The following is a 24337-nucleotide window of genomic DNA, read 5'->3' as shown; positions in this document are numbered from 1 at the left end:
CCGCCCGTGGCTGCCTCGGCTGCCTCCCCAGGTACCGGGCGGGATGGACCCTCTTCCTTCTTACAAGCCGAGAAGGCCAACAGTACCAACAGTCCCGAGAGCACCTTGCGCATGCGTTCTCCTCCAGACGGGCCAGGCCCTCCAGGCGCTCCCGCCCCTTGCGCGGCGGGAGGAGGCGCCCTTCTCTCTCTGTCACGACGGGGTTGTTCCGGCCACTGAACAATCGCCGCATTACCTTTGACCAACCGGGCCACGCTCGTGTACGAACCGCGGTCCTGTCGAAAGCGGTGGAGGGACTTTGAGGATTTTCCTGGTTAGGCACGGCGATGCGGACGCAGAGATCCCCGAGGGTCTTGGCGACGAGGCGCGCGCGCTCACCGCGAAGTCCCGCGCCAGCACGGCCCAGCACTTCTCGTCCCTGTCGGAGCGCATGGGGCAGGTGGGGCTCATCCTGACCAGCCCGCTGGTTCGCACCGTGCAGACGGCGCAGATCCTCTCCTTCGTCACGAAGCACGAGGGCCTGCTGAAGGCGCACCGCTGCCTGCTGCCCGACATGCCCGTGGGCGCGGTGGAGCCGGTGCTGCTGGAGCACTCGGACCAGAACCTGGCCCTCGTGGGGCACCAGCCCTCCATGGGCGCGCTCGCGGCCCACCTGCTGGGCATGCAGTCCTTCCCCAAGCCCGTCAACCCGGGCACCGTCATCGCCCTGGAGCGCACGGAAGGCGAGACGCCGCAGCTGAAGTTCCTGTTCTACGCGGCTCCTGGCCAGCAGGTGCTCGACGTCATCCAGTGAGGCCCACGCGGCCATGATGGACGAAGCCCGCTACAACCAGCTCGCCACCGCTGCCTTCAAGCGCATCCTCGCCGCGGCGGACGCCATCGACCCGGACCTCCTCGAGGCCGAGAGCACGGGCGACATGGTGACGCTCACCACCCGCTCGCGCGAGAAGTGCATCGTCAACACCCAGCGCGCCGTGAGGCAGATCTGGGTGGCTGGCCGGGGCCAGGGCATCCACTTCACCTACGACACGGCCACCAGCACCTGGAAGGACGACAAGGGGCGGGGCCTGGAGCTGCTCGCCTTCGTCGCGGACGTGGTGCACGACATCAGCGGCGTGGACTTCGTCTACCCCGGCTGAGGCTTTCCGCCCGCCGGCTCCACCCGGTCTCCCCCGGCCGCCTGCGCGCGGCGCAGCGCCTCGCCCGCTTCCTTCAGCAGGCTGCCGAAGCTCACCTGGGCTCCGGCACCCGACGCGGGCGCCTTGCCCCCTGGCGGCTCGGACACGGCCACCCCCACGGACGCAGTCGCGCCCTGGAGGCCACGCAGGGTGCCCACCCGCTCGCGCAGGCGCCCGGCCACCACCAGCGCGCCGGAGCGCGGGGTGTGCGGCAGGAACACCACGTAACGGCTGTCCGCGAAGGGCACCGCCACGTCGATGTCGCGCACGCCCGCCACCAGCAGCCCCAGCGCCTCGGCCAGCACCGCCGTGCGAGCCGCCGGGGACAGCGACGCGGAGCGCTCCGGGAAGCGGTCCAGCTCCACCAGCAGCAGGGCAATGGGGTAGCGGTAGCGCCGGCTGCGCTTCACCTCCATCAGCATCAGCCGCTTGAGGAACTCGAAGTCCGGGGACGTGCCCACGGCGGGCATTTCCGGGCGGGTGATGCGGCGCCCCTCGGACTCCAGCGTCGTCAGCGAGCCCGGCACGGGCGTAATCGCGAACCCGGAGGCCCGCTGGGTAACGGACGCGGAGCCCGCCCCCCGCGACGCGGCGGATGCCACACCGGGCGCCACATCCGCGCCGACGAAGGACGCGCCATGCGCCGCGGCGACACCAGCGCCAGGTGCCCCACCCGCGCCTGGCGCGGCACTGGAAAAGGCTCCAGGCGTCAGGCCCAGGCCCGGGCGAGGGGTGGCGCCGGAGGGCACGCCAGGAGCGACCTCCGGGCCCGCCCCAGGAGCCTCCAGCTCCCCACTCAGGGCACCGAAGTCCTCGTCAGGAACCTCGGCCGGAGAAGTACCCGGGACGACGGGATACGGGCCCGGCGTCAGCCCCAGGTTGGCGCCGGGGGAGCCGGTGGAGATGGCGCGAACGGAGCCATCGTAGGCCGCGCTCGCCGCCGCCCCCCGCCGGGCCTCCTCGCGTTGCAGCAGCAGCGCCACGCAGGTCAGCACGTTGGCGCGCTTGAGGGGCCCCACCAGGCACCCGTCCGCGCCCGCCTCGGTGGCGCGCTCGTCCGCGTAGTCCTCCTGCGGCGGGTACAGCAGCAGCATCGGGACGGTGACGCCCTGTGCGCGGAATTCGCGGCACAGCGCCTCACCGTCCAGCGTCCCCGTCCCGGCGGCCAGCACCAGGGCGGGTGGACGTGCCCTGCCGGCGCGCAGCGCTTCATCCGCGCTGCTCACCGAGAGCACCTCGTGGCCGGCGCCTTCCAGGTAGCGACGCAGCGCGCCCGCCACCGGCACGGAGGGCTCGGCCAGGAGAACGAGGGCCATCAAACCTCCATGACCTCCTTCTCCTTCTTCTTCACGATGTCATCCACCTGGGCAATGCCCGCGTCGGTCTGCTTCTGGACGACCTCGGTGATGCGCTTGTGGTCGTCCTCGGTGATCTTCTTGTCCTTGAGCTGGACCTTGAGCGCCTCGTTGGCGTCGCGGCGGACGTTGCGGATGGCGACCTTGTGGTCCTCACCCTTCGTCTTCACCTGCTTGGCGATGTCCTTGCGGCGCTCCTCGGTGAGCGGCGGGAAGGGCAGGCGGATCATCTCCCCGTCGTTCATCGGGTTGATGCCCAGGTTCGCCTCGCGGAGCGCCTTCTCGATCTCCTTGAGGACGGTCTTCTCCCACGGCTTGATGGTGATGAGCCGGGGCTCCGGGGCGTTGACGCTGGCCACGCCGGACAGCGGCGTGGGGGTGCCGTAGTAGTCCACCCGGATGCCATCCAGGATGGAGATGCTGGCCCGCCCGGTGCGGACCTTCGTCAGCTCCCTCTTCAAGTCCTCGAGCGACTTGTCGATGCGGGTCTTCAGTTCGGCGACGACGTCTCCACTCATTGCGGTCTCTCCTTGAGTGATTTCCGGCGGCGGGGGCTCCGGGCGCTAGGCCCAGGCCGTTTCCGTCCCACCCACCAGCGTACCAATGTCCTCAGTGCCGAGCACCGCGCGGCGGATGTTCCCAGGCACGGTCAGGTCGAAGACGATGAGGGGCAGCTTGTTGTCCATGCACAGCGAGATGGCCGTGGAGTCCATCACGTTGAGGTTCTGCCGCAGCACGTCCATGTACGTCAGCGTCTTGTAGCGGCGCGCGGTGGGCTCCTTCTTCGGGTCCGCGTTGTAGATGCCGTCCACCTTCGTCGCCTTCAGGATGACCTGCGCGTTGATCTCCATGGCGCGCAGGGAGGCGGCGGTGTCCGTGGTGAAGTACGGGTTGCCGGTGCCCGCGGCGAAGATGACGATGCGGCCCTTCTCCAGATGACGCACCGCGCGGCGGCGGATGTAGGGCTCGGCGATCTGCTCCATCTTGATGGCGGACAGCACCCGCGTGTGCACGCCCTTCTTCTCCAGCGCGTCCTGCATCGCCATGGAGTTGATGCAGGTGGCCAGCATGCCCATGTAGTCCGCGCTGGCGCGGTCCATGCCCTCGGTGGCGCCCGCCACGCCGCGGAAGATGTTGCCGCCGCCAATGACGAGGGCCACCTCCACGCCGGCCTTCGACACCTCGATGACCTCCTCGGCGATGGCGAGCAGGGTGGGCGGGTGGATGCCGTACTTCCCTTCGCCCATCAGGGCCTCGCCCGAGAGCTTGAGGAGGATGCGCTTGTAACGGAGAGGGCTCTTCGTGTCGGAGGACATGCGCGACCGCTTCTATCCCCCGTCCCGCGCCCGATCAACGCCAGTGTCGGCCTGGAGGGCTTCTATCGTCCGCTGTCGGTCGCACGGGCGGGGGGCCGCCCGCAAAGACGAGGGCCGCGCCGCCCGGTTCCCCCTGGGGGAGTCCCGTGCGCGCGGCCCTGTCTACCGGCGTTCCACCCTGGCGCCCCGGAAGGGGGCGCGGGGGAGGACTACGCCTGGCCCAGCGTCTTGGCGACCTCGGCGGCGAGGTCGTCCTTCTTCTTCTCGATGCCCTCACCCACCTCGAAGCGGGTGAAGCGGCGGATGGCGACCTTCTCGCCAATCTTCGCGGCGCGCTCGGTGACCATCTCCCCGACCTTCTTCTTGTCGTCCTTCACCCAGGGCATGTCCACGAGGCACACGCGCTCGTAGAACTTCTCCATCTTCCCGACGAGGATCTTGTCCAGCATCGCCTCGGGCTTGCCCTGCTGCTTGAGCAGCTCGCGCTCGATTTCGCGCTCCTTGTCGAGGTTCTCGGTAGGAACCTCCTCGCGGCGGACGTACTTGGGGTTGGTCGCGGCGACCTGCATGGCCACGTCCTTCACCAGGTCCTGGAAGTCCGGGTTGCGGGCGACGAAGTCCGTCTCGCAGTTGACCTCGACGATGACGCCGATGCGGCCACCGTGGACGTAGGTGCCGATGATGCCCTCGGCCGCGACGCGGTCACCCTTGGAGGCGGCGCGGGAGATGCCCTTCTTGCGCAGCCACTCCTCGGCCTTCGTGAAGTCCCCGGCGCTCTCGGCGAGCGCCTTCTTGCAGTCCATCATGCCCGCGCCGGTCTTCTCGCGGAGCTCCTTCACCATCTGGGCGCTGACCTCAGCCATGTTCGTCTCCAGCCTCCACCACTACGAGGGCGCGGCGCGCCGGGCGGAGCATCGGGGTTTGAAAAAGGGGTACTGCGGTACACAGGAAACAGGGGCGGCCGGGTCGCAGCTGCGCCACCCGGCCGCCTTGAAACCGACGTGAGGGAGGGGGCGGCTACTCGGCCGCCGGCGTCTCGCCGCCCGCCTCGGCGGCCGGCTGCTCGGCGGCCGGCTGCTCGGCGGCGACGGGGGCGCCCTTCATCTCCACGAGCGGACCCCGGCGGTCGCCACCGCGGTCGCCGCCACGGTCACCACCACGGCCACCGCGGTCGTCACGGCGGTCGCCGCGGCGCGGGCCCCGGCGGTCGTCACGGCGGTCACCGCGGTCGTCACGGCCCTCACGCTCCTCCTGCTCGTCGCGCTCGGCGGCGCCGGACGCGCGGTAGCGCGCCGCACCCTCGAGGCACGCCTCGGCGATCTTCGAGGTGAAGAGCTTGATGGAGCGGATGGCGTCGTCGTTGCCCGGGATGACGAAGTCGATGCCGTCCGGGTCGCAGTTGGTGTCCACCAGGCCAATCACGGGGATGCCCAGGCGGCTCGCCTCGTGGATGGCGATGTGCTCCTTCTTCGGGTCGATGACGAAGACGCAGCGGGGCAGCTTCGACATCTCCTTCACGCCGCCCAGGTTCTTCTCCAGCTTCTCGCGCTCACGCTCGAGCTGGGCGACTTCCTTCTTCGGAAGCCGGTCGAAGGTGCCGTCCTCGGCCATCTTCTCCAGCGTCTTCAGGCGGTCGATGCCCTGCTTGATGGTCTTGAAGTTGGTCAGCGTGCCACCCAGCCAGCGGCTGGTGACGAAGAACTGACCGGCGCGCGCGGCCTCCTCGCGGATGACGTCCTGCGCCTGCTTCTTGGTGCCCACGAAGAGCACCGAGCCGCCCCGCGCCGTGATGTCCGCCACGAAGCGGAACGCGGAACGGGCCATCGTCACCGTCTTCTGCAGGTCGATGATGTAGATGCCGTTACGCGCGCCGAAGATGTAGGGCTTCATCTTCGGGTTCCAGCGCTTCGTCTGGTGGCCGAAGTGAACACCGGCCTCCAGGAGCTGCCGCATCGTGATGCCGCTGGCTGCGGCCATCGCCTGGCCCTGCGTCTGCGTGTCCTGCGTTTCCATGTGAGTCTCTCTCCGGTTGGTTTCCGCCACGCTCGCCAAGCTCCAGTCGTGACAACCGGGAGGGAGTCCCCTCCGAAGAGGGCCCCCCACTCACGGAAGCACCGGCGACCGGCACGAGCGTGTGTGTAGTGGGTGCTGCCTGCTACCAGGGGTGTAATACCCCCGACCCCATACCCAGGGGCGGGGGGTCCTTAACAGAACCCTTCCGGGCGGCGCAAGCTTCACGGCGCCCCCCGTCCAGGCACGGACGGGCCGTGCCCGCCCGGCTGACGTCCAGGCCCCTGCCCTGCCCCGAAAGGACCACCGGCGCGACCGCCGCCCCCTCGGAGGGAGTGGCGCCGCGCCGGCGTCCTGCCTGCTGGCCGTGTAGGGAAGCGAGCGCCTAGACGCTGGCCTCCGCGGCGCCGTGGCACTTCTTGTACTTCCGGCCGCTGCCGCACGGGCAGGGGTCGTTGCGGCCCACGGCGGGCTTGTCGGACTTCGCGGCCTGAGGCCGGGCCGTGGCGGCGACAGAGGCCTCGTCCAGCTTGCCGTCCGCCGTGCCGCGCCCCTCCACCGCCCGCTTCTGCTGCTGGGCGAGCTGGCGCTGGATGCGGGCGGCCTCCTCCGCGGCGCTCGTCGCGGAGCGGGGCTGCACGTGCATGAGCTGGGTGACGAACTGCGCCTTGATGGCGGAGAGCATCTGGATGAAGCCCTGGTAGCCCTCCTTCTTGTACTCCTGCTTCGGGTCCTTCTGGCCGTAGCCGCGCAGGCCGATGCCCTGGCGCAGGTGGTCCATGGCCAGCAGGTGGTCCTTCCAGAGCCGGTCGATGGTCGCCAGGTAGTTGTACTGGAGGAAGCGCATGAAGTTCTCGCCGAACTCCTCCTCGCGCGCCTGGAAGACCTTCTCCGCCGCCTTGTAGATGTGCTCCTGGAGCTCCTCGCGGCTGCCCACGCCCTCGAAGCCCATCTCCAGGCCGAAGGTCTCCTTCACGCCCTGGGTGAGCGCCGCCATGTCCCAGCCGTCCACGCCCTTGGTGGGCGCGTACGTGTCCGTGAGGGACACGATGACGTCCTCCATGGAGTCCAGGATGAGCTCCTTGAAGTCCGCCCAGCTCACCGTGCGCTCGGAGCGGGACTTCACGCGCGTCTTGGGGTCCTCCGTGTACTCAATCAGGGGGACGCCCGCACCCGCGGCCAGCACCTGCCGGCGCAGCTTGTAGATGGTGCGGCGCTGCTGGTTCATCACGTCGTCGTACTCGAGCAGGTTCTTGCGGATGTCGAAGTTGTGGCCCTCGACGCGCTTCTGGGCGCCCTCGATGGCCCGCGACAGCCACACGTGCTCGATGACCTCGCCCTCCTCCATGCCCAGCCGCTCCATCAGGCCCTGGATGCGCTCGGACCCGAAGATGCGCATCAGGTCGTCCTCGAGCGACAGGAAGAAGCGGCTGGCGCCCGGGTCACCCTGGCGGCCGGCGCGGCCACGCAGCTGGTTGTCCACGCGGCGCGACTCGTGGCGCTCGGTGCCGATGATGAACAGGCCGCCGGCCGCCATCACCTCCTCGCGCTCCTTCTTCGTCTGCTCCTCCAGCTTCACCTTCGCGTCGGCGAGCTGCTTCTCCCAGTCCGCCAGCGCCTGCTGGTAGCCCGTCAAATCCAGGGGCTGCCCGTCCACGGGCGCCTGGGTGGGAGGCTCCGGCGGCGGCCCCATGGACGCCTTGGCGAGCACCTCGGCGTTGCCGCCCAGGAGGATGTCCGTGCCACGGCCGGCCATGTTGGTGGAGATGGTGACGGCGCCCTTGCGGCCCGCCTGCGCGACGATGTCCGCCTCGCGCGAGTGCTGCTTGGCGTTGAGGACGTTGTGGGGGATGCCGCGCTTCTTGAGGAAGTTGCCCACCACCTCGCTCTTCGCGATGGACACCGTGCCCACCAGCACCGGCTGCCCGTTCTTGTGCAGCTCGGCGATCTGCTCCGCCACCGCCTCGAACTTCTCCCGCTCCGTCTTGTAGACCACGTCCTGCAGGTCCTTGCGGACGTTGTTGCGGTTGGTGGGGATGACGCGGACGTCCAGGTTGTAGATCTTCGCGAACTCCTCCGCCTCGGTGTCCGCGGTGCCCGTCATGCCGGACAGCTTGGAGTACATGCGGAAGTAGTTCTGGAACGAGATGGTCGCCAGCGTCTGGTTCTCGTTCTCGATCTTCACGCCCTCCTTGGCCTCAATGGCCTGGTGGAGGCCGTCGGACCAGCGGCGTCCCGGCATCTGCCGGCCGGTGAACTCGTCGACGATGACGACCTCGCCGTCCTTCACGACGTAGTCCTTGTCGCGCTTGTAGAGCGTGTGCGCGCGCAGGGCCTGCTCGACGTGGTGGAGCGTCTCGATTTCGCCCGGGTCGTACAGGTTGCCCACGCTCAGCCGCTTCTGGAGCTTCTCGATGCCGTCGTCCGTGAGGGACACGGCGCGGTGCTTCTCGTCCAGGGTGTAGTCCTGGTCCGGCACCATCCCGGGGATGACCTGGTCCACCCGGTAGTACTTGTCGGTGCTGTCCTCGGTGGGCCCGGAGATGATGAGCGGGGTGCGGGCCTCGTCGATGAGGATGGAGTCCACCTCGTCGACAATCGCGTAGTTCAGCTCGCGCTGGACGTAGTCCTGCAGGCGGAACTTCATGTTGTCGCGCAGGTAGTCGAAGCCGAACTCGTTGTTCTGCCCGTAGGTGATGTCCGAGCGGTACGCCTCCTGCCGCTGCTTGTCCGTCAGCTCATGGAGGACACAGCCGGTGGTCATGCCCAGGAAGCGGTAGACGCGCCCCATCCACTCCGCGTCGCGGCGGGCGAGGTAGTCGTTCACCGTCACCACGTGCACGCCACGGCCGGACAGCGCGTTGAGGTACGTGGGCAGCGTCGCGGTCAGCGTCTTGCCTTCACCGGTGCGCATCTCCGCGATGCAGCCCTGGTGGAGGAACATGCCGCCGATGAGCTGCACGTCGTAGTGGCGCTGGCCGATGACACGGCGCGCCGCCTCGCGGGTGAGGGCGAAGGCCTCGAACAGCAGGTCGTCCAGCGAGCGGCCGTTCTGCACCTCCTGCCGCATCCGGGCCGTCTCCGAGACGAAGTCCTCGTCCTTGAGGGCCCGCATCCGGGTCTCCAGCTCGTTGACCCGGCCTACCTTCCCATGGGCCTTCTTGAGCTCGCGCTCATTCTTGGTCCCGATGAGTTTCTTCAGCGTCCATTCGATCATTCGGTCGACTCTCTCGCCGGAGAATCCTCGAAGGACGGCGGCGAGTGAAGGGAAATCCCAGGAGGTGTAAGGGAGAACCGGTTGAAAACCACGAGCGACCCCCGAAACTTCCACTTGGCCGGTCGCCGTACACGCAGCGGCTCACAGTAAAGCGGAACCGAGCACACGCAATGTCCCCCACACGAAATCAACGCCGCGGAGCGGGCCGCCCCTCCGCGAAGCAACCCTCCCGCCGGCCCGGCCGCTCCGCTCCGCCCAGGGGACGTCAGGGACCTGCCCCCCGGGGCACCCAGGGCACCGCCTCCCGGTCCCCCCAGGGCCCGTCTTCCCGAGGCCCCCAGGGCCCGTCTTCCCGAGGCCCCCAGGGCCCGTCTTCCCGAGGCCCCCAGAGCACCGCCGTGTCGGGTGGCCCGCCTGCACACGCCGCGCCGCCTGCTCCCCGGGTCCCACCCCGGGCCCGCGTCCCACCCATCCCCGCACAGACGCTGGCCGCCCGGCCGGGGCACTGGCTGTGGACCTGCCGTGCGGGCTTCGAGCCCCACCTCTACGAGGAGCTGGAGTGGGCGGGCGCCCATCCCCGCCTGCTGGGCGAAGCGCTGGTGGAGAGCGAGGCCGTTGGCGGCCTGGCTCCCGCCTTCGCCCGGGCGGGCTACCGGGTGGCCGTCTCCCTGACGGCGAGCACGCCTGACGACATCGCCGAGGCCGCGGCCAGGACTGTCCGGGCCCTCGCCGGCCGGGCGCCCTGGGTGGTGCAGGCCTTCACCCCGGACACGCCGCGCGGCAACACGCTGACGGCGCCCGCGGAGGCGCTGGAGGCGGCCGTGCGCGCGCGACTCCCCTCGGAGCGGCTGGTGGACGACGCGCAGCGGGCGCGCGAGGCGGGGGCCGTGCTGGTGGGGCTGTGCGTGGCACCGGACGGGGTGACGGTGGTGGGCACGGTGCCGGCGAGCGAGGCGCTGTCGCTGGCGGCGGGCGGGCGGCGGCGCATGAAGCGCGCGGGCGAGTCTCCCTCGCGCGCGGCCATGAAGCTGGAGGAGGCGCTGGACGGGCTGGCCTTCGAGCCCGGGCGCGGAGACGTCTGCGTGGACCTGGGCGCGGCGCCGGGCGGGTGGACGCAGCGGCTGGTGGCGCGTGGGGCGAGGGTGGTGGCGGTGGACCCGGCGAAGCTCATGCCCGAGCTGGCCGCCAACCGCCGCGTGACGCACGTGCAGGAGAGCGCCTTCGCCTACGCACCCGAGGAGCCGGTGGACTGGCTCTTCTGCGACATGGCGTGGCGCCCGCTGGAGGTGGCGCAGCTGCTGGCGAAGTGGGGCCGCAAGGGCTGGGCCCGGCAGCTGGTGGCCAACATCAAGCTGCCGATGAAGGACAAGAACCCGATGCTGCTGCGCGTGCGCCAGACACTGACGAAGGAGGGAGGCTGGGAGGGCCTCGTCGTCCGGCAGCTCTACCATGACCGGGACGAGGTGACGGTGACGGCCCACCGCATGAAGTGAAGCGCCTGCGCCGGGCCCCGCGACGCGCTACACAAGGGGAAAGATGCCCTACCCGCTCGACGACGCCACCGCCACCGCCCTCATCGCCCTCCACCCGTGGGTGCTGCAGCGCCACCGGGAGGCGCCCGTGCAGGCCGCCGTGGAGGTGCTCCTCCAGGCCGAGCAGGCCCGTCGGGGCCACCCGGACGCGAAGACGGGGGCCCTCCAGGTCCCCGCCCTCACCCAGGGCAGCCTCCTCAAGGAGGAGTACGACTTGTCCACGCACGCCCACCATGACGGGTGGCGCGTGGGCGCCGTCATCGCCGACGTGCAGGGGATGATTCACGTCAACGCCCGCTTCGGCTTCCCCACCGGGGACGCGGTGCTGCGCGCCACGGCCGAGTCCCTGGCCGCGCAGTACCCGGGGGCGAAGGTGCTCCGCCTGCACCCGGACTGCCTCGCCGCGCTGCTGGTGCCCACCTCTCAGCTCACCGTGAGCGAGGACCTGGACGCCTCTACACGCGAGCGGCTGGCCCGCGACGTGCGCCGTGTGCTGCCCGAGGGCACTCCCGACGCGGACGTGCCGACGTGGACGGTGAGCCTGCTGGAGCTGACGGTGGACGCGCCCTCGCACTGGCAGGTGCTGGGGCCGCTGGTGTGGGCCGAGCTGGAGCGCACCCACGTCATGGTGCGCACCGGGCGCGCGAGCGGGCTGCAGCGTCGGCGCCTGCGGCTGGACGGCTTCGTCCCCGGGCCCGGCACGCTGTAGGCGACACACTCCGGCGCGAGCCCGAGGCTCAAGCGCCGGAGCGAAAGCCCTCGCTACTCCTCGAGGATGAACTTGCGCGGGTTCTGCGGGATGCCGTTGACGCGGACCTCATAGTGGAGGTGCGGTCCGGTGGAGCGGCCGGTGTTGCCCACCGCGGCGATGAGCGCTCCACGCTTCACCCGGTCGCCGGCCTTCACCAGCATCTTCGCCAAGTGGCCGTAGCGCGTCTTGATGCCGTAGCCGTGGTCGATGACGAGCACGTTGCCGTAGCCGCCCTCGAGGCCCGCGAAGACCACCGTGCCGTCCGACGGGGAGTAGATTTCCTTCCCGTGCGGCGCAGCGATGTCGATGCCGGCGTGCATGACGCGGTCGGCGGTGTACGGGTCCAGACGCGAGCCGAAGTCACTCGTCACCCAGCCGCGCGCGGGCCAGACGGACGGCGTGGAGGCCAGCAGCGACTTCTGGTCCTGGAAGTACGCCTGCAGCTCCTGGAGGCTCTGCTCCTGGCGGGTGGCCTCGGCGCTCAGCCTGTCCAGCCGCCCCAGGAGCGCCTTGGGCGTCTCCGTGGTGGTGAGCTGAGTGAATTGGGTGTCGGTGGTGGGCGCCGTGGTGCCCGCCTCGGGCTCCGTGGGGCCCATGGCCAGGTTGCGCTGCGGGTCCGACAGCAGGGTGATGGCGCGGAGCTTCTGGTCGAATCGCTCCACCCGGTCCAGCGTGGAGCCAATGTGCTCGATGCGCTCGCGCACCGACTTGAGCTGCGAGCGGAGCGTCAGGTTCTCCTCGCGGAGGATGCGGTTCTCCGACGCGTCGGCGGCCACCTGGAAGTAGTGGATGCTCGCCCCGGCGGACAGTCCCACCACCAACATCAGCCCCATCCCCACCTGCATGAGGAAGGACCGTTGGATGGTGTACCGCTTCACCGGAGCGTCGTGGTCCGGGATCACCATCAGTGTGAAGGACTTTTTCGCCACGGGACCGCTCCCCTGCTTTGCGTGGGACTTCTGGCGCGACAAGCTAAGTCGCTCGCTCTCGCGCTACATCTCCCCCGCCACTCCCCAGCCCACCGACGTCGGCCAGCGGCATTTCGCCGCCGCTGGAAACGTTGGGGCAGATACCATTCTTACTTAAAGAGTATCAAGGACAACAGACCCATGGGGAGGGTCCGAGACCACTTCCCGTCGCAGTGCGGCGTCCTCAGGCTTCCACGCGCACCACGATGACGGTGATGTTGTCGTCCCCGCCCCGCTCGTTGGCCAGGTCGATGAGGTGCTTGGGCACCTCGTCGAGCGTCCGCGACCTGACCACCGCCTCGTGGATTTCGCGGTCCTCGAGCATGTTGGCCAGGCCGTCCGAGCAGAGGAGGAAGACGTCGCCGGGCTCCGACACCAGCCCCATGACGTCCACCTGCACCTCCTCCTCGAAGCCGACGGAGCGGGTGATGATGTTCTTGTAGCGGGAGTGCTTGGCCTCCTCGGGGGTAATCATCCCGGCCTTGATCTGCTCGTTGACCAGCGAGTGGTCCTCGGAGATCTGCTGGATGAGGTCGCCCCGGATGAGGTACGCGCGACTGTCGCCGACGTGGGCGAAGAAGGCGTGCTCGTCCCGGACCACCAGGGAGATGACGGTGGTGCCCATGCCGGACAGGCGCGCGTCCTCCTGCGCGGCGGTGAAGATGGCCAGGCAGGCCTTCTCTACCGCCGTGCGGAGGGACTCGGGGATGGGCGAGTCCTGCAGGTTGGGCACGGAGAGGAAGGGGTTGTCCTTCCCTTCCCGAGCCCGACGCATCTCCTTGTCGATGGTCTCGACGGCAATGCGCGACGCGGTTCCACCACCCGCGTGACCGCCCATTCCGTCCGCCACGACATAGAGCTGCAGCTCGTCATCAATAAGGAAGCTGTCCTCATTGTGATTGCGCTTACGCCCGACGTCGGTCAGGCCAGCGGAGACAATTTTGAGGCGGGAGGCCGCGGTCTGCCCTGCGGTGCTGGACACACCCGGGATGCTATGTGAGGCAAGCGGATGGGGCAAGGACGCGAATGCTCCTGCCCCTCACTTGGTTCTACGCAGTGCGTCGGAGACGACCCCTGGGGGTGCCCTCCGGGCCGGTCTCCCGGCGGGCCCGGGGCGTCGCCAGCGCCCGGTGGGCCGAGCGCACCAGGGCCTCGGCGGCTCCGAGCGCCTCGCGCGTCACCTCCACGCCGGACATCATCCGCGCCAGCTCGCGCGTGCGCTCCGTGCCCGCCTGCAGCACGGCGACCTCGGAGACGGTGCGCTCGCCCTTGAGGCTCTTGCGGATGAGCAGGTGGGCGTCCGCATAGGCCGCCACCTGCGGCAGGTGGGTGATGCAGAGCACCTGACGGTGGCTGCTCACCTCCTTGATCATCCGCCCCACGACGTCGGCGATGGCGCCGCTGACGCCCGCATCGGCCTCGTCGAGGATGTAGGAGCCGCAGCCGTCACTGTCGGCCAGCGCACGCTTGAGGGCCAGCAGCAGGCGGCTCGCCTCACCACCGGAGGCCACCTTGGCCAGCGGACGCGCCGGCTCGCCAGGGTTGGCGCTGAAGAAGAACTCCACCTCGTCCGCGCCGTCCGGCCGCAGCGTCTCGCCCGGCGTCACCCGGACCTCGAAGGCGGCCTTGCCCATGGCGAGGTGCCCCAGGCCCTCGCGCACCAGGGCGGAGAACTCCACCGCGCTCGAGATGCGCTGGCGCGACAGCACCGCCGCGGCCTTGCGCGCCCGCTCCTCCACCCGGCGCCGCTCGGCGGCCAGCTCCTCGAGGATTTCCTTGCGGTTCTCCAGCGTGCCCAGCTCGGCCTCGATTTCGCCGCGCTTCTTCAGCAGGCCATCCAGGAGGGTGCCGTGCTTGCGGCACAGCCGCTTGAGCGCGTCCAGCCGCTCCTCCACGTCCGCCAGCCGCGAGGGGTCCGACTCCAGCCCCTCCACATAGCGGTTGAGGAGGCGCTGCGCCTCCTCCAGCTCCGACAGGGCCGTGCTGAGCGCCTGCGCCACCGGCGCCAGCGTGGCGTCCGTCTTCACCGCGTCGTGCACCAACCCCAGCGCGCGGCCCACCGTCTCCACGGCGGACTGCTCCTCGCCGGAGACGAGCAGCTCGGCCTCGGACGCGTGGCGCTTGAGCTTCTCCGCGCTGCCCAGCCGCTTGCGCTCGGCGTCCAGCCGCGTGTCCTCGCCGGCCTCGGGGTCCAGGCGCGAAATCTCGTCCAGTTGGAAGCGGAGGAACTCGGCGCGCTCGCGCACCTTCGCCTCGTCGCCTCCCAGCGCGTCCATGCGCGCGTCCACCTCGCGCAGCGCGGTGTACTCGCCGAAGTACGTCGCCAGCGCCTCGTCCAGGGCGCCATACCTGTCCAGCAGGACGCGGTGCAGGCCCGAATCGAAGAGGCTGACGTGCTCATGCTGGCCGGCGATGTCCACCGCGCCCCGCGTGAGCTTGCCCAGGACGCCCACCGTCACCAGGCCGCCGTTGACGTACACCTTGCCCCGGCCCGTCCGGCCGAGCACGCGGCGCACCAACACCTCCTCTCCAAGGTCCGGCAGGCCGAGGTCCTCCAGCCGCTGACCCAGGGCAGGGGTGCGTGCGAAGACGCCCTCGACGGACGCCTCCTCACAGCCGGCGCGGATGACGTCCGCGTCGGCCCGCCCGCCCAGCAGCAGGCCCAGTGCATCCACGAGGATGGACTTGCCCGCACCTGTCTCTCCCGTGAGGACGGTGAGGCCGGCTCCGAACGCCACCTCCACCTCCTCGATCACCGCCACGTTCGAAATCCGAAGACCCAGCAGCACGCGCGCCCTCCGTGGTCCGTACGACGGCACTGGTGACTGAACACCCTAGCAGGTCCCCCTGACACTGCACAGGCGTTCGGGTCGTGCGGACGTATGGTGAGCGCCCCAACCTTCCAACCCCCTAGATTTCGGTGAACAGCTCCTGGATGTCCTGCTCGGTGAGTGTGCGTCCCAACTCGTCGGTGTCGTTGCCGAGCACCCCGGCGGCCAGGTCCCGCTTGCGGCGCTGGAGGGCGAGGATCTTCTCCTCCACCGTGCCGCGGGTAATCAGCTTGTAGCTGATGACCGCGCGCGTCTGGCCGATGCGGTGCGTACGGTCCGTGGCCTGGTCTTCCACGGCGGGGTTCCACCACGGGTCGAAGTGGATGACGTAGTCGGCCGCCGTGAGGTTGAGGCCGGTGCCGCCCGCCTTCAGGGAGATGAAGAACAGCGGCGGCCCGTCGGGCTGGTTGTACTCGTCCACCTTGCCCATGCGGTCCTTGGTGCGGCCGTCCAGGTACAGGTAGCGCAGGCCCTTCTTGTCGGCCTCCTGCTTGAGCAGCTCCAGCATCTCCGTGAACTGGCTGAAGACGAGCGCACGGTGGCCCTCGGCCACCAGGTCCTCCACGAGTTGGAGGAAGCGCTCCACCTTGGCGCTGGAGGGCAGCAGCGTGCCGGGCGGCATCTTGAGCAGGCGCGGGTCGCAGCACACCTGCCGCAGGCGCATCAGCGCGGCGAGGATGGACACGCGGCTGCGCTTGAAGCCCATCTTCTCAATCGACTCGCTCACCTTGCGGCGGCTCTCGTCCAGCACCTCGCGGTAGAGGGCGGCCTGGCCGGGCTCCATCTCGCACCAGGCGATGGACTCCGTCTTGGGCGGCAGGTCCTTGGCCACCTCCGTCTTGAGACGGCGGAGGATGAAGGGCTGGATGCGGCGGCGCAGCCGGTCCTTGGCGGTGGCGTCGTTGGCCACCTGGATGGGCTGCTCGTACCTGTCGCTGAAGCCGTCCGCGCTGCCGAGGAAGCCCGGCATGAGGAAGTCGAAGATGCTCCACAGCTCCGACAGGCGGTTCTCCAGCGGCGTACCGGTGAGCGCCAGGCGCGTCTCGCTGGGCAGCGACTTGCACGCCTGCGCGGTGGCGCTGTCCGCGTTCTTGATGTTCTGCGCCTCGTCCAGGACGACGTAGCGGAAGCCCACCGAGGAGAGCTGGTCCAAGTCACGACGGACCAGGGCATAGGAGGTGAGGACCAGGTCCATCCCCTTCAGGTCCTCGGCGCGCTCCTTGCGGTCCTGGCCGTGCCACACCATGACCTTGAGGCCCGGCGTGAAGCGCTCGGCCTCGCGCTCCCAGTTGGCGAGCACGCTGGTGGGGGCCACCACGAGGGACGGCTTGTGCCCCTCGTCGTTGGCCACCTTCTGCATGAGGCTCAGCGACTGGATGGTCTTTCCGAGACCCATGTCGTCCGCGAGGATGCCGGACAGGCCGTGGCGGCGCAGGAACCAGAGCCAGGACAGGCCCGCCTCCTGGTAGTGGCGCAGCGTGGCCTGAAGCCCTTCCGGCACGGCGACCTTCGGCACGCCGGCCGTCTCGCGCAGCTCCAGCATGGCCTGGCGCGCCTTGGCCTCCACCTCGGTGAACTCGCCCAGGTCCGCGAGCAGGTCCAGCGCGACGGCCTGGTGCAGCGGCAGCCGCGTGCGGGAGCGGCCCGGCATGGCGCCGGCCTCTTCCAGCAGGTCGGCCACGCGCTTGATTTCGGCGGGGTCGGCCTCCGCGAAGGAGCCGTCCTTCAGGGGGACGAACTTGCGGCCGGAGTCCAGCCACATGCGCACCGCGCCCAGGTCCACGGCCTGGTCGTCGGTGACGAACTCCGCGTCCAGGTCGAACCACTGCACGCCGCTCATGCCCACGCGGATGCGCGGCTTGAGCTTGGGACGCAGGCGCACCTTGGGGGCCTGCACGCCGAAGCGCTCCCACTCGGCGGGGAGCGAGGCCAGGCCGCGGGCCCAGAACTCCAGCGCGATGTCACCGGTGGCGTCGAAGACGGCGCTCTGCGGCTCGAAGCGCAGGCCCAGGTCCAGCAGCAGCTTGCCGGCGGCGCGCTCCACCTCCTCGCGGCGGCGGTAGAGCTTGCGGCTGTCCGTGCCCACGCCGCTGGCGTAGCCCAGGTGCGTGGCCGTGGGGGACACCGCCACGGTGGTCTGCCCGTAGCGGGCGGCCAGCTGCACCTTCACCTTCTCCGGGCTGCCCTCCAGCGTCAGCATGAAGCGCGGCTCCACCGACTCGTCCACGTCGATGTCGTCCGCCTTCAGCGCCATGCGGAAGCGCGGCAGGTGCGCCGCGAAGAAGGTCAGCACCCGGTCCAGCTGCCCGGCCGGGAAGGACATGCTCGGCTCCAGCAGCCACTTGCGCAGCAGGCGGGGCGGGAAGTCCGGCTCCACGGCGTGGAGGTTCTGCGCCTGGATGACCCAGGTCTTCTTCCCCGAAAGGATGATGACGTCCTTGAGGGAGTAGCTGGCGCTGTCCGGGAAGAGCAGCTCGATGCGCGCGGTGGCGCCGTCCGGACGCGACTCCAGGCGGATCTGCGGGCGTACGGGGGCTTCGGTGTTGATGAGCTGCGTGCCCCGGTAGATGACGCGGCGGAAGCGCATCAGCTCCATCGCCTCGCTCAGGTCCTCGTCGGAGAGGACGATGCGCGAGTCGTAGCGGTGCTCATGACGGGACAGCATCATGAAGACGCGCTCGTCGGCGGGGGCGATGCGGCCCCCCGTCTGGAGCAGGCGCTTGACGTGGATGGGGCCCTTCGTCTGGGCGTCCTGACGGCGCACGTCCACCACCCACTGCCGCCCCCCGTTGCCGGTGCTGGAGGGCGTCAGCCGGTAGAAGAACTCGTAGTCCGGCTGCGAGGACAGGCCGAGCCAGCTCTCCACCTTGGCGAGTGCCGGCAGGTTCACCGGGTCGATGCCGGGGGAGGACACCGGGTCGACGGGAATCTCGTCGTCGACCGGGACTTCCTGGGCCTGGACGTCGGCGGGAGGAGGCACCGGCTCCGGCCGAGGAGGCGGCGGGCCCGGTGGGCGGAAGCGCGCGGCGTAGATGAGCGCGGCGGCGACCACGTGCTTGCAGTGCGGTCCGTAGACATTCCAGGACTGGCAGGTGCAGGTGGACGCGGCTTTGCCGTCCCCCAGCTCCAGGGCCACCTGGTAGCGCCCACCAGACGAGCTGGCGACCTGGGCGCTGATGCGGTTGCCTTCGCGCTGAAGGCCGAAGACGCGGCGTGACTCCGCGACTTCCCGCCCCTTCTTGAAGGTGGTGGGTTGGACTTCAGCCCTCAGGGCCCGCAGCCACACGGTGTCCTGAGGAGGGAGGGCGTCTCGGATGTCGGCGGTGGATTGCACGGCTGGAAAAGGCCCCAGGCTCAAATGGCCGCGGGGAACGCGCTGGACTACCACACCAACGGCGCTCACGCTCACGGGAAAAATCGATGCGTCCGCCAGAGGAACCCGCCCGCTGGCATCTGGCTGTGAGAGCATCAACCCGCGCCATGGCCCGGACCGTCCGCCCCCGCGTCTTCGTCACCCGCCAGCTCCCTGGAGAGGCCCTCGGCCGACTGGGCAGGCACGTGGACCTCCGCCTGTGGGAGGAGGAACTGCCCCCCTCCCGGGACGCGCTGCTGGCCGAGGCGGCGCTCGCCGAGGGGCTTGTCACCCTGCTGACAGACCGGGTGGACGCCGCCCTGCTCGCCGCCGCGCCGGGCCTGCGGGCCGTGAGCAACGTGGCGGTGGGGTACGACAACATCGACGTGCCGGCCTGTACCACGCGCCGGATTCCGGTGGGCAACACTCCGGGCGTGCTGACGGAGACCACCGCGGACTTCGCCTTCGCCCTGTTGATGGGGCTGGCGCGGCGGGTGGCCGAGGCGGATGCCTTCGTCCGCGCGGGGAAGTGGCGGACGTGGAGCCCCACCCTGCTGCTGGGCACGGACGTGCACGGGGCCACGCTGGGCATCGTCGGCCTGGGCGCCATCGGTACGGCGGTGGCGCGGCGGGCGCGGGGTTTCGGCATGCGCGTGCTGTACGTGGGCCGCCAGCCGAGGCCGGAATTGGAGGCCGAGCTCGGCGCGCGGCGCGTGGACAAGGCCACGCTGCTGGCGGAGGCGGACGTGGTGAGCCTGCACGTGCCGCTGTCTCCCGAGACGCGGCACTGGCTGGGGCGCGCGGAGCTGGCGGCGATGAAGCCCGGGGCCCTGCTCGTCAACACCGCGCGCGGAGGCGTGGTGGACCAGGACGCGCTGATTGAAGCGCTGCGCGAGGGGCGGCTGGGCGGCGCCGCGCTGGACGTCATGGACCCGGAGCCGCTCCCCGTGGACAGCCCGCTGATGACGCTGCCCAACGTGCTGCTGGCGCCGCACATCGCCAGCGCCTCGCATGCCACCCGGGGCCGCATGGCCTCCATGGCGGTGGACAACCTGCTGGCCGCGCTGGAGGGACGGCGGCCACCTCATTGCGTCAATCCGGAGCTCTTCCCATGAACTCGCCCGCCCCCAGCCTCACCGACACCACGCTCGTCGCCGATGTGAATGCCCGCCTGCGCGACGTGCCGAACTTCCCCAAGCCGGGCATCGTCTTCAAGGACATCACCCCCGTACTGGCCGACCCGCACCTGTTCGGCCGCGTCATCAACGCCATGTCCGCGCCCTTCCGCGGCCAGCACGTCACCAAGGTGGTGGGCGTGGAGGCCCGCGGCTTCCTCCTGGGCGCCCCCATCGCCCTGGCGCTCCACGCGGGCTTCGTCCCGGCGCGCAAGCCCGGCAAGCTCCCCTACCGCTCCATCGTGGAGCGCTACTCGCTGGAGTACGGCGCGGACGGCCTGGAGATGCACGAGGACGCCATCCAGAAGGGCGAGCGCGTGCTGGTGGTGGACGACGTGCTCGCCACCGGCGGCACGGCGGAGGCCACCGCGAAGCTCGTCCAGAAGCTCGGTGGGGAGCTGGTGGGCTTCAGCTTCCTCATCCACCTGGACTTCCTGGACGGCGTGAAGCGACTGGGCCGCGACAAGGTGACGTCGCTGCTGTCCTTCTGAGCCCCGCGGGCGTCCGCGCCCTCCCCTGCCCGCCTGCTGCCGCCCACGCCCGGCCTGCCCACCTCTGGAGGAGCCATTGCTTCCAGAGGGGGAAGACCATGCCCGAGGTGAACTCCAGCGGCGGCGCCCGCATCCGCTATGACGACGTGGGCCGCGGCGGGCCCGCGCTGCTCTTCATCCCCGGCTGGTGCACCACCCGGGCCGCCTTCCGGCCCCTGCTGCCCCGCTGCGCCGCCCGCCGCCGGGTGCTCTCGGTGGACCTGCGAGGCCATGGCGAGTCCGAGGGCGGAGGCACCGACTTCGACAGCGCCACCGTCCTCGAGGACCTCCTCACCGTGGTGGAGGCCAGCGGCGCGCAGCAGGTGGTGCCCGTGGCCATGTCCCACGCGGGCTGGTGGGCGCTGGAGCTGCGCCGCGAGCTGGGCGCCGAGCGCGTGCCCCGGCTGGTGGTGATGGATTGGATCATCTCCGAGCCACCACTCGCCTTCACCGAGGCCCTGCGGGGGCTGATGTCCGAGCGCTGGGCCGAGGCCCGCGAAGGGCTGTTCCGCATGTGGCTGGAGGGCGTGGAGGACGAGAACCTCATCCGCTTCTTCCGCGAGGAGATGGCCTCTTTCGGCGAGGAGATGTGGGCCAGGGCCGCCCGGGAGATTGCCTCCGCGTACGCACGCGAGGGCTCGCCGCTGCGCGCCCTCTTCGGGCTGAGGCCGCCTACTCCGACGCTGCACCTGTACGCGCAGCCGGAGTCGCATGACTACCTCGCGAACCAGGTGGCCTTCAGCGTCAACAACCCCTGGTTCCACGTGATGAAGCTGCCCGCCATCAGCCACGTCCCCATGATGGAGGTGCCAGACCTCGTCGCCGCCGGCATCGAGGCGTTCGTCTCCGCGCAGCAGACGTACATGAACACCGCCCTCGACACGCCCGGCGCCGCGCCGTCCTGACGCGAATTCCCGGCGTCCCTACCTCGCCGCCTACCTGACCACCCGACGGCCCTCCCCGGCGCCGTCGGGTTGACGTTTCCAGGGGTCCTGTTTATAAGTTGGTCACACAACCAATAAACAAGGCCACCATGCCCCGTCCGTCCAACACCGAGGAGCGCCGCCAGCAGATTGTCGACGGGCTGCTGAAGGTCATGGCCGAGCGCGGCTACGAGCGCGCGTCGGTGGGGGAAATCGCGAAGGCGGCGGGGCTGAGCCCGGGCCTCGTGCACTACCACTTCAGCGACAAGCAGGAGATTCTGCTCACGCTGGTGGAGCAGCTCGCCTCCCGCGTCCGCGCACGGGTGACGACGCGGCTCTCCCGGTTGAAGGGCGACGACGCGCGGGCCCGGGTGGACGCCTTCATCGACGCGTTCCTCGCCACGGGCGCGGACGCGGCCCCGGCGGCCGTCGCGAGCTGGGTCACCATCAGCGCGGAGGCCATCCGCCAGCCCGAGGTGCGCGCCGCCTATGAGAAGGTGGTGCGCGCGGACCTGGAGCAGCTCGAGTCCTTCGTTGCGTCGGTGGTGGGAAAGCGCCGGGCGCGCGCGATTGCCGCGGGCCTCTTCGCCTCGGTGCAGGGCTACTTCGTGCTCTCCGCGAGCGCCCCGGACCTGGTGCCGTCGGGCTCGGCGGCCGGCACGGTGAAGCGCATGGCCGCGGGCCTTCTCGACACGGCGGAAGCGCGGGAGGACGCATGAAGACCTCGACGAAGCTGGCGCTGCTCTCCAGTCTCTACCTGTCGCAGGGCCTGCCGTTCGGCTTCTTCACCCAGGCGCTGCCCGTGCTGCTGCGCAAGCAGGGCCTGTCGCTGCCCGCCATCGGCCTCGCCCACCTGCTGGCCCTGCCCTGGGCGCTCAAGTTCCTCTGGGCCCCCCCCATGGACCGCCACGGCTCGGCGCGCTGGGGCCGGCGGCGCGGCTACATCCTCCCCTTGCAGTGCCTGTCCGCGGGGCTGCTGCTGTCGCTCGCGCTGCCGTCGGGAGACCTGGACACCTCCGTGCTGATGGCGGCGGTGCTGGGCGTCAACCTGCTGGCCGCCACACAGGACGTGGCCACGGACGGGCTCGCGGTGGACCTGCTCGCGCCCGCCGAGCGCGGCTGGGGCAACGGCGTGCAGGTGGCCGCCTACCGCGTGGGGATGATTGTCGGCGGCGGACTGATGCTCGCCGTCTTCGACGCGGTGGGCTGGCGCCCCACGTTCCTCGCGCTGGGCGGCGTGCTGCTCCTCGCGACGGTGCCCGTGGCCCTCTACCGGGAGCCGCCCTCCGAGCCGCCCCCCGCCCAGAGCCTGGGCCTCGCCTGGTGGCTCAAGCGCCCGGGCGCGGCGGCCTGGCTCACGCTGCTCGTCGTCTACAAGGCGGGCGAGGCCCTGGCCACGGGCATGCTGCGGACCTTCCTGTTCGACTCGGGGCTGTCGCTCACCGACATCGCCTGGATGCTCGGAGGCGTGGGATTCACGGCGGGGCTGGTGGGCGCGCTCCTCGGGGGCGGCCTCGTGGTGCGACTGGGCCGGCGCCGCGCGCTGCTCCTCTTCGGCGCCATCCAGGCCGGAGCAGTGCTCCTGTATGCCCTGGCCGCGCGAGGCCCCGCGTCCCTCTCCCTGCTCACCGCCGTCTGCGCCGTGGAGCACGTGGCCAGCGGCATGGCCACCGCCGCCGTCTTCACCGCGATGATGGACGCGTGCCGCCCCGAGCACGCCGCCACGGACTACACCGTGCAGGCCTCGCTGGTGGTGCTGGCCACCGGCGCCGCCGCCGCGGCGAGTGGCTTCAGTGCCTCGGCGCTCGGCTACTCGACGCACTTCGCCCTGTCCGCCGCCCTGTGCGTCGCGGGCACGCTCTACGCCGCCCTCACCTTCCACCCGCCCCGGACGCTGTCGCCCGAGGCGGCTCCCGAGGTGTCACCATGACCATCGCCGTCTATGCCGGCAGCTTCGACCCCGTCACGGCCGGGCACCTGTCCGTCGTCCGCCAGGCCGCGCGCCTCTTCGGCCACGTCGTCGTGGTGGTGGCCGTCAACCCGAACAAGCGCTCCCTGCTCTCCGCCGACGAGCGCGTGGCCCTCGTACGCGAGGCCGTGAAGCTCCACCCCAACATCACCGTGGCCAGCACCGAGGGGCTCATCGTCGACTTCGCCCGGGAGATTGGCGCCAGCGTCCTGCTACGCGGGGTGCGGGGCGCCACCGACGCACAGTTCGAGACGGAGCTGGCGCAGAACAACCGCGCGCTGGCCCCGGAGCTGTCCACTCTCTTCCTCCCCGCCGAGGCGCACCTGGCCGAGGTGAGCAGCAGCGGACTCAAGGAGCGCGTCGCGCGCGGCGAGGACGTTTCGGCCTTCTGCCCACCGGCCGTCGCGGCGAAGCTGAGAGAGCGACTCGCACCCTCCATCCGGAGCCAGCCATGAGCCTGTCCTTCATCACCCTCGGCGTCGGTGATGCCTTCTCCGCCCTGCGCTACTCCTCGTGCCTCGCCGTGGAGGCCGAAGGGCAGGTGCTGCTCGTGGACTGCCCGCACCCCATCCGGAAGATGATGCGCGAGGCCTCCGAGTCCTCCGGCGTGCCCCTGGACGCGGACCGCGTCAGCGCCGTGGCCCTCACCCACCTGCACGCGGACCACGCGTCGGGCCTGGAGAGCCTGGGCTACTTCTCCTTCTTCGTGCTCAAGCGGAAGCTGGAGGTGCTCGCCCACCCCGCCGTGGCGGACCGCCTGTGGGAGGGCCACCTCGCCGCCGGCATGGAGTGCCTCATCGAGCGCCACGGTGCGACCCCGAACGAGAAGCACTTCGACGACTACTTCGACCACACGCCGCTCTCCACGGAGTCCACCGTGCGGCACGGGCCATTCCTGATTGAGAGCCGCCTCACGTACCACCACGTGCCCACCACCGCGCTGCGCATCCACGCGGGGGGCCGGTGCCTGGGGTACAGCGCGGACACCGCCTTCGACGAGGGACTCATCGACTGGCTCTCGGAGGCGGACCTGGTGATTCACGAGACGAACTACGGCGTGCACACGCCCTACGAGAAGCTCGCGGCGCTGCCCGCGGAGCTGCGCGCCCGGATGCGGCTCATCCACTACCCGGACGACTTCGACCTTGGCGCGAGCGTCATCGAACCGCTCGCCCAGGGCCGCCGCTACACGGTGTGAGCGCGAGGCGCCCTGCTCCACATGGGCAGGGC

Annotated in this window: 21 protein-coding genes; 11 read left to right on the top strand and 10 right to left on the bottom strand. The window is 70.4% G+C overall.

Annotated elements, in window-relative coordinates:
- Positions 1–298 precede the first annotated feature (298 nt).
- Both G4D85_RS16365 and cyaY read left to right on the top strand, forming a co-directional pair.
- Positions 299–793 carry a SixA phosphatase family protein gene (locus G4D85_RS16365; protein WP_164012958.1) on the top strand — a complete coding sequence of 165 codons (495 nt, stop codon included), beginning with the start codon at positions 299–301 and terminating at the stop codon, positions 791–793.
- A 13-nt stretch (positions 794–806) separates the two neighbouring features.
- Complete coding sequence (gene cyaY, locus G4D85_RS16360) at positions 807–1139, top strand: iron donor protein CyaY (RefSeq protein WP_164012956.1); 333 nt, start codon at positions 807–809, stop codon at positions 1137–1139.
- On the opposite strand, the gene G4D85_RS16355 is transcribed toward cyaY, so the two are convergent.
- The 6 genes from G4D85_RS16355 to secA all read right to left on the bottom strand — a co-directional run bounded on the left by G4D85_RS16355 (position 1127) and on the right by secA (position 9076).
- A complete protein-coding gene (locus G4D85_RS16355; RefSeq protein WP_164012954.1) occupies positions 1127–2494 on the bottom strand; it encodes a diguanylate cyclase in 1368 nt (455 codons plus the stop codon). The two genes, cyaY and G4D85_RS16355, sit on opposite strands and share 13 nt — an antisense overlap.
- Positions 2494–3051: a ribosome recycling factor gene (gene frr, locus G4D85_RS16350; protein ID WP_164012952.1), complete on the bottom strand. Its 558-nt coding sequence runs from the start codon at positions 3049–3051 to the stop codon at positions 2494–2496. The genes G4D85_RS16355 and frr overlap by 1 nt, the downstream gene beginning before the upstream one ends.
- 45 nt (positions 3052–3096) lie before the next feature.
- Complete coding sequence (gene pyrH / locus G4D85_RS16345) at positions 3097–3849, bottom strand: UMP kinase (protein ID WP_164012950.1); 753 nt, start codon at positions 3847–3849, stop codon at positions 3097–3099.
- Between the two features lie 209 nt (positions 3850–4058).
- Positions 4059–4712 carry a translation elongation factor Ts gene (gene tsf / locus G4D85_RS16340; protein ID WP_164012948.1) on the bottom strand — a complete coding sequence of 218 codons (654 nt, stop codon included), beginning with the start codon at positions 4710–4712 and terminating at the stop codon, positions 4059–4061.
- Positions 4713–4866: 154 nt separating this feature from the next.
- Positions 4867–5862, bottom strand: coding sequence for a 30S ribosomal protein S2 (gene rpsB, locus G4D85_RS16335; protein WP_164012946.1), 996 nt, complete (start codon positions 5860–5862; stop codon positions 4867–4869).
- Between the two features lie 382 nt (positions 5863–6244).
- Positions 6245–9076: a preprotein translocase subunit SecA gene (gene secA, locus G4D85_RS16330; protein ID WP_164012945.1), complete on the bottom strand. Its 2832-nt coding sequence runs from the start codon at positions 9074–9076 to the stop codon at positions 6245–6247.
- Between the two features lie 470 nt (positions 9077–9546).
- Between secA and rlmM the strand changes: the two genes are divergently transcribed.
- Both rlmM and G4D85_RS16320 read left to right on the top strand, forming a co-directional pair.
- Positions 9547–10569 (top strand): 23S rRNA (cytidine(2498)-2'-O)-methyltransferase RlmM, encoded by a 1023-nt coding sequence (rlmM, locus tag G4D85_RS16325; protein WP_164013598.1) that lies wholly within the window; start codon positions 9547–9549, stop codon positions 10567–10569.
- A 43-nt stretch (positions 10570–10612) separates the two neighbouring features.
- Positions 10613–11317 carry a GGDEF domain-containing protein gene (locus tag G4D85_RS16320; RefSeq protein ID WP_164012943.1) on the top strand — a complete coding sequence of 235 codons (705 nt, stop codon included), beginning with the start codon at positions 10613–10615 and terminating at the stop codon, positions 11315–11317.
- A 53-nt stretch (positions 11318–11370) separates the two neighbouring features.
- On the opposite strand, the gene G4D85_RS16315 is transcribed toward G4D85_RS16320, so the two are convergent.
- The 4 genes from G4D85_RS16315 to G4D85_RS16300 all read right to left on the bottom strand — a co-directional run bounded on the left by G4D85_RS16315 (position 11371) and on the right by G4D85_RS16300 (position 18492).
- Complete coding sequence (locus G4D85_RS16315) at positions 11371–12288, bottom strand: M23 family metallopeptidase (protein ID WP_164012941.1); 918 nt, start codon at positions 12286–12288, stop codon at positions 11371–11373.
- A gap of 223 nt (positions 12289–12511) precedes the next feature.
- Positions 12512–13309 (bottom strand): Stp1/IreP family PP2C-type Ser/Thr phosphatase, encoded by a 798-nt coding sequence (locus G4D85_RS16310; protein WP_164012939.1) that lies wholly within the window; start codon positions 13307–13309, stop codon positions 12512–12514.
- A 67-nt stretch (positions 13310–13376) separates the two neighbouring features.
- Complete coding sequence (gene recN, locus G4D85_RS16305; protein WP_164012937.1) at positions 13377–15116, bottom strand: DNA repair protein RecN; 1740 nt, start codon at positions 15114–15116, stop codon at positions 13377–13379.
- Between the two features lie 121 nt (positions 15117–15237).
- Positions 15238–18492 (bottom strand): DEAD/DEAH box helicase, encoded by a 3255-nt coding sequence (locus G4D85_RS16300; RefSeq protein WP_164012935.1) that lies wholly within the window; start codon positions 18490–18492, stop codon positions 15238–15240.
- A gap of 146 nt (positions 18493–18638) precedes the next feature.
- Here G4D85_RS16300 and G4D85_RS16295 point away from each other — a divergent pair, with 146 nt between their 5' ends.
- From G4D85_RS16295 to G4D85_RS16265, 7 genes are all read left to right on the top strand, one after another.
- Positions 18639–19625 (top strand): 2-hydroxyacid dehydrogenase, encoded by a 987-nt coding sequence (locus G4D85_RS16295; protein WP_164012934.1) that lies wholly within the window; start codon positions 18639–18641, stop codon positions 19623–19625.
- Complete coding sequence (locus tag G4D85_RS16290; protein WP_164012932.1) at positions 19622–20176, top strand: adenine phosphoribosyltransferase; 555 nt, start codon at positions 19622–19624, stop codon at positions 20174–20176. The genes G4D85_RS16295 and G4D85_RS16290 overlap by 4 nt, the downstream gene beginning before the upstream one ends.
- A gap of 98 nt (positions 20177–20274) precedes the next feature.
- A complete protein-coding gene (locus tag G4D85_RS16285; RefSeq protein ID WP_164012930.1) occupies positions 20275–21120 on the top strand; it encodes an alpha/beta fold hydrolase in 846 nt (281 codons plus the stop codon).
- 128 nt (positions 21121–21248) lie between these two features.
- The gene (locus tag G4D85_RS16280; RefSeq protein WP_164012928.1) at positions 21249–21857 is read left to right on the top strand and encodes a TetR/AcrR family transcriptional regulator; all 609 of its coding nucleotides are present in this window, start codon (positions 21249–21251) and stop codon (positions 21855–21857) included.
- Entirely contained in the window at positions 21854–23068 is a 1215-nt protein-coding gene (locus tag G4D85_RS16275) for an MFS transporter (protein ID WP_164012926.1), read from the top strand. Before G4D85_RS16280 ends, G4D85_RS16275 begins: the two co-directional genes overlap by 4 nt.
- On the top strand, positions 23065–23562 hold the full coding sequence (gene coaD, locus G4D85_RS16270; RefSeq protein WP_164012924.1) for a pantetheine-phosphate adenylyltransferase: 498 nt from the start codon (positions 23065–23067) through the stop codon (positions 23560–23562). The genes G4D85_RS16275 and coaD overlap by 4 nt, the downstream gene beginning before the upstream one ends.
- Positions 23559–24305: an MBL fold metallo-hydrolase gene (locus tag G4D85_RS16265; protein WP_164012922.1), complete on the top strand. Its 747-nt coding sequence runs from the start codon at positions 23559–23561 to the stop codon at positions 24303–24305. The genes coaD and G4D85_RS16265 overlap by 4 nt, the downstream gene beginning before the upstream one ends.
- Positions 24306–24337 lie beyond the last annotated feature (32 nt).

The sequence above is a fragment of the Pyxidicoccus trucidator genome (genome assembly GCF_010894435.1).
In the GTDB taxonomy this organism is placed as follows: Bacteria; Myxococcota; Myxococcia; order Myxococcales; family Myxococcaceae; genus Myxococcus; species Myxococcus trucidator.
The sequence above is the reverse complement of the archived record's forward strand: the minus strand, read 5'-3'. Positions and strand labels throughout refer to the sequence as shown.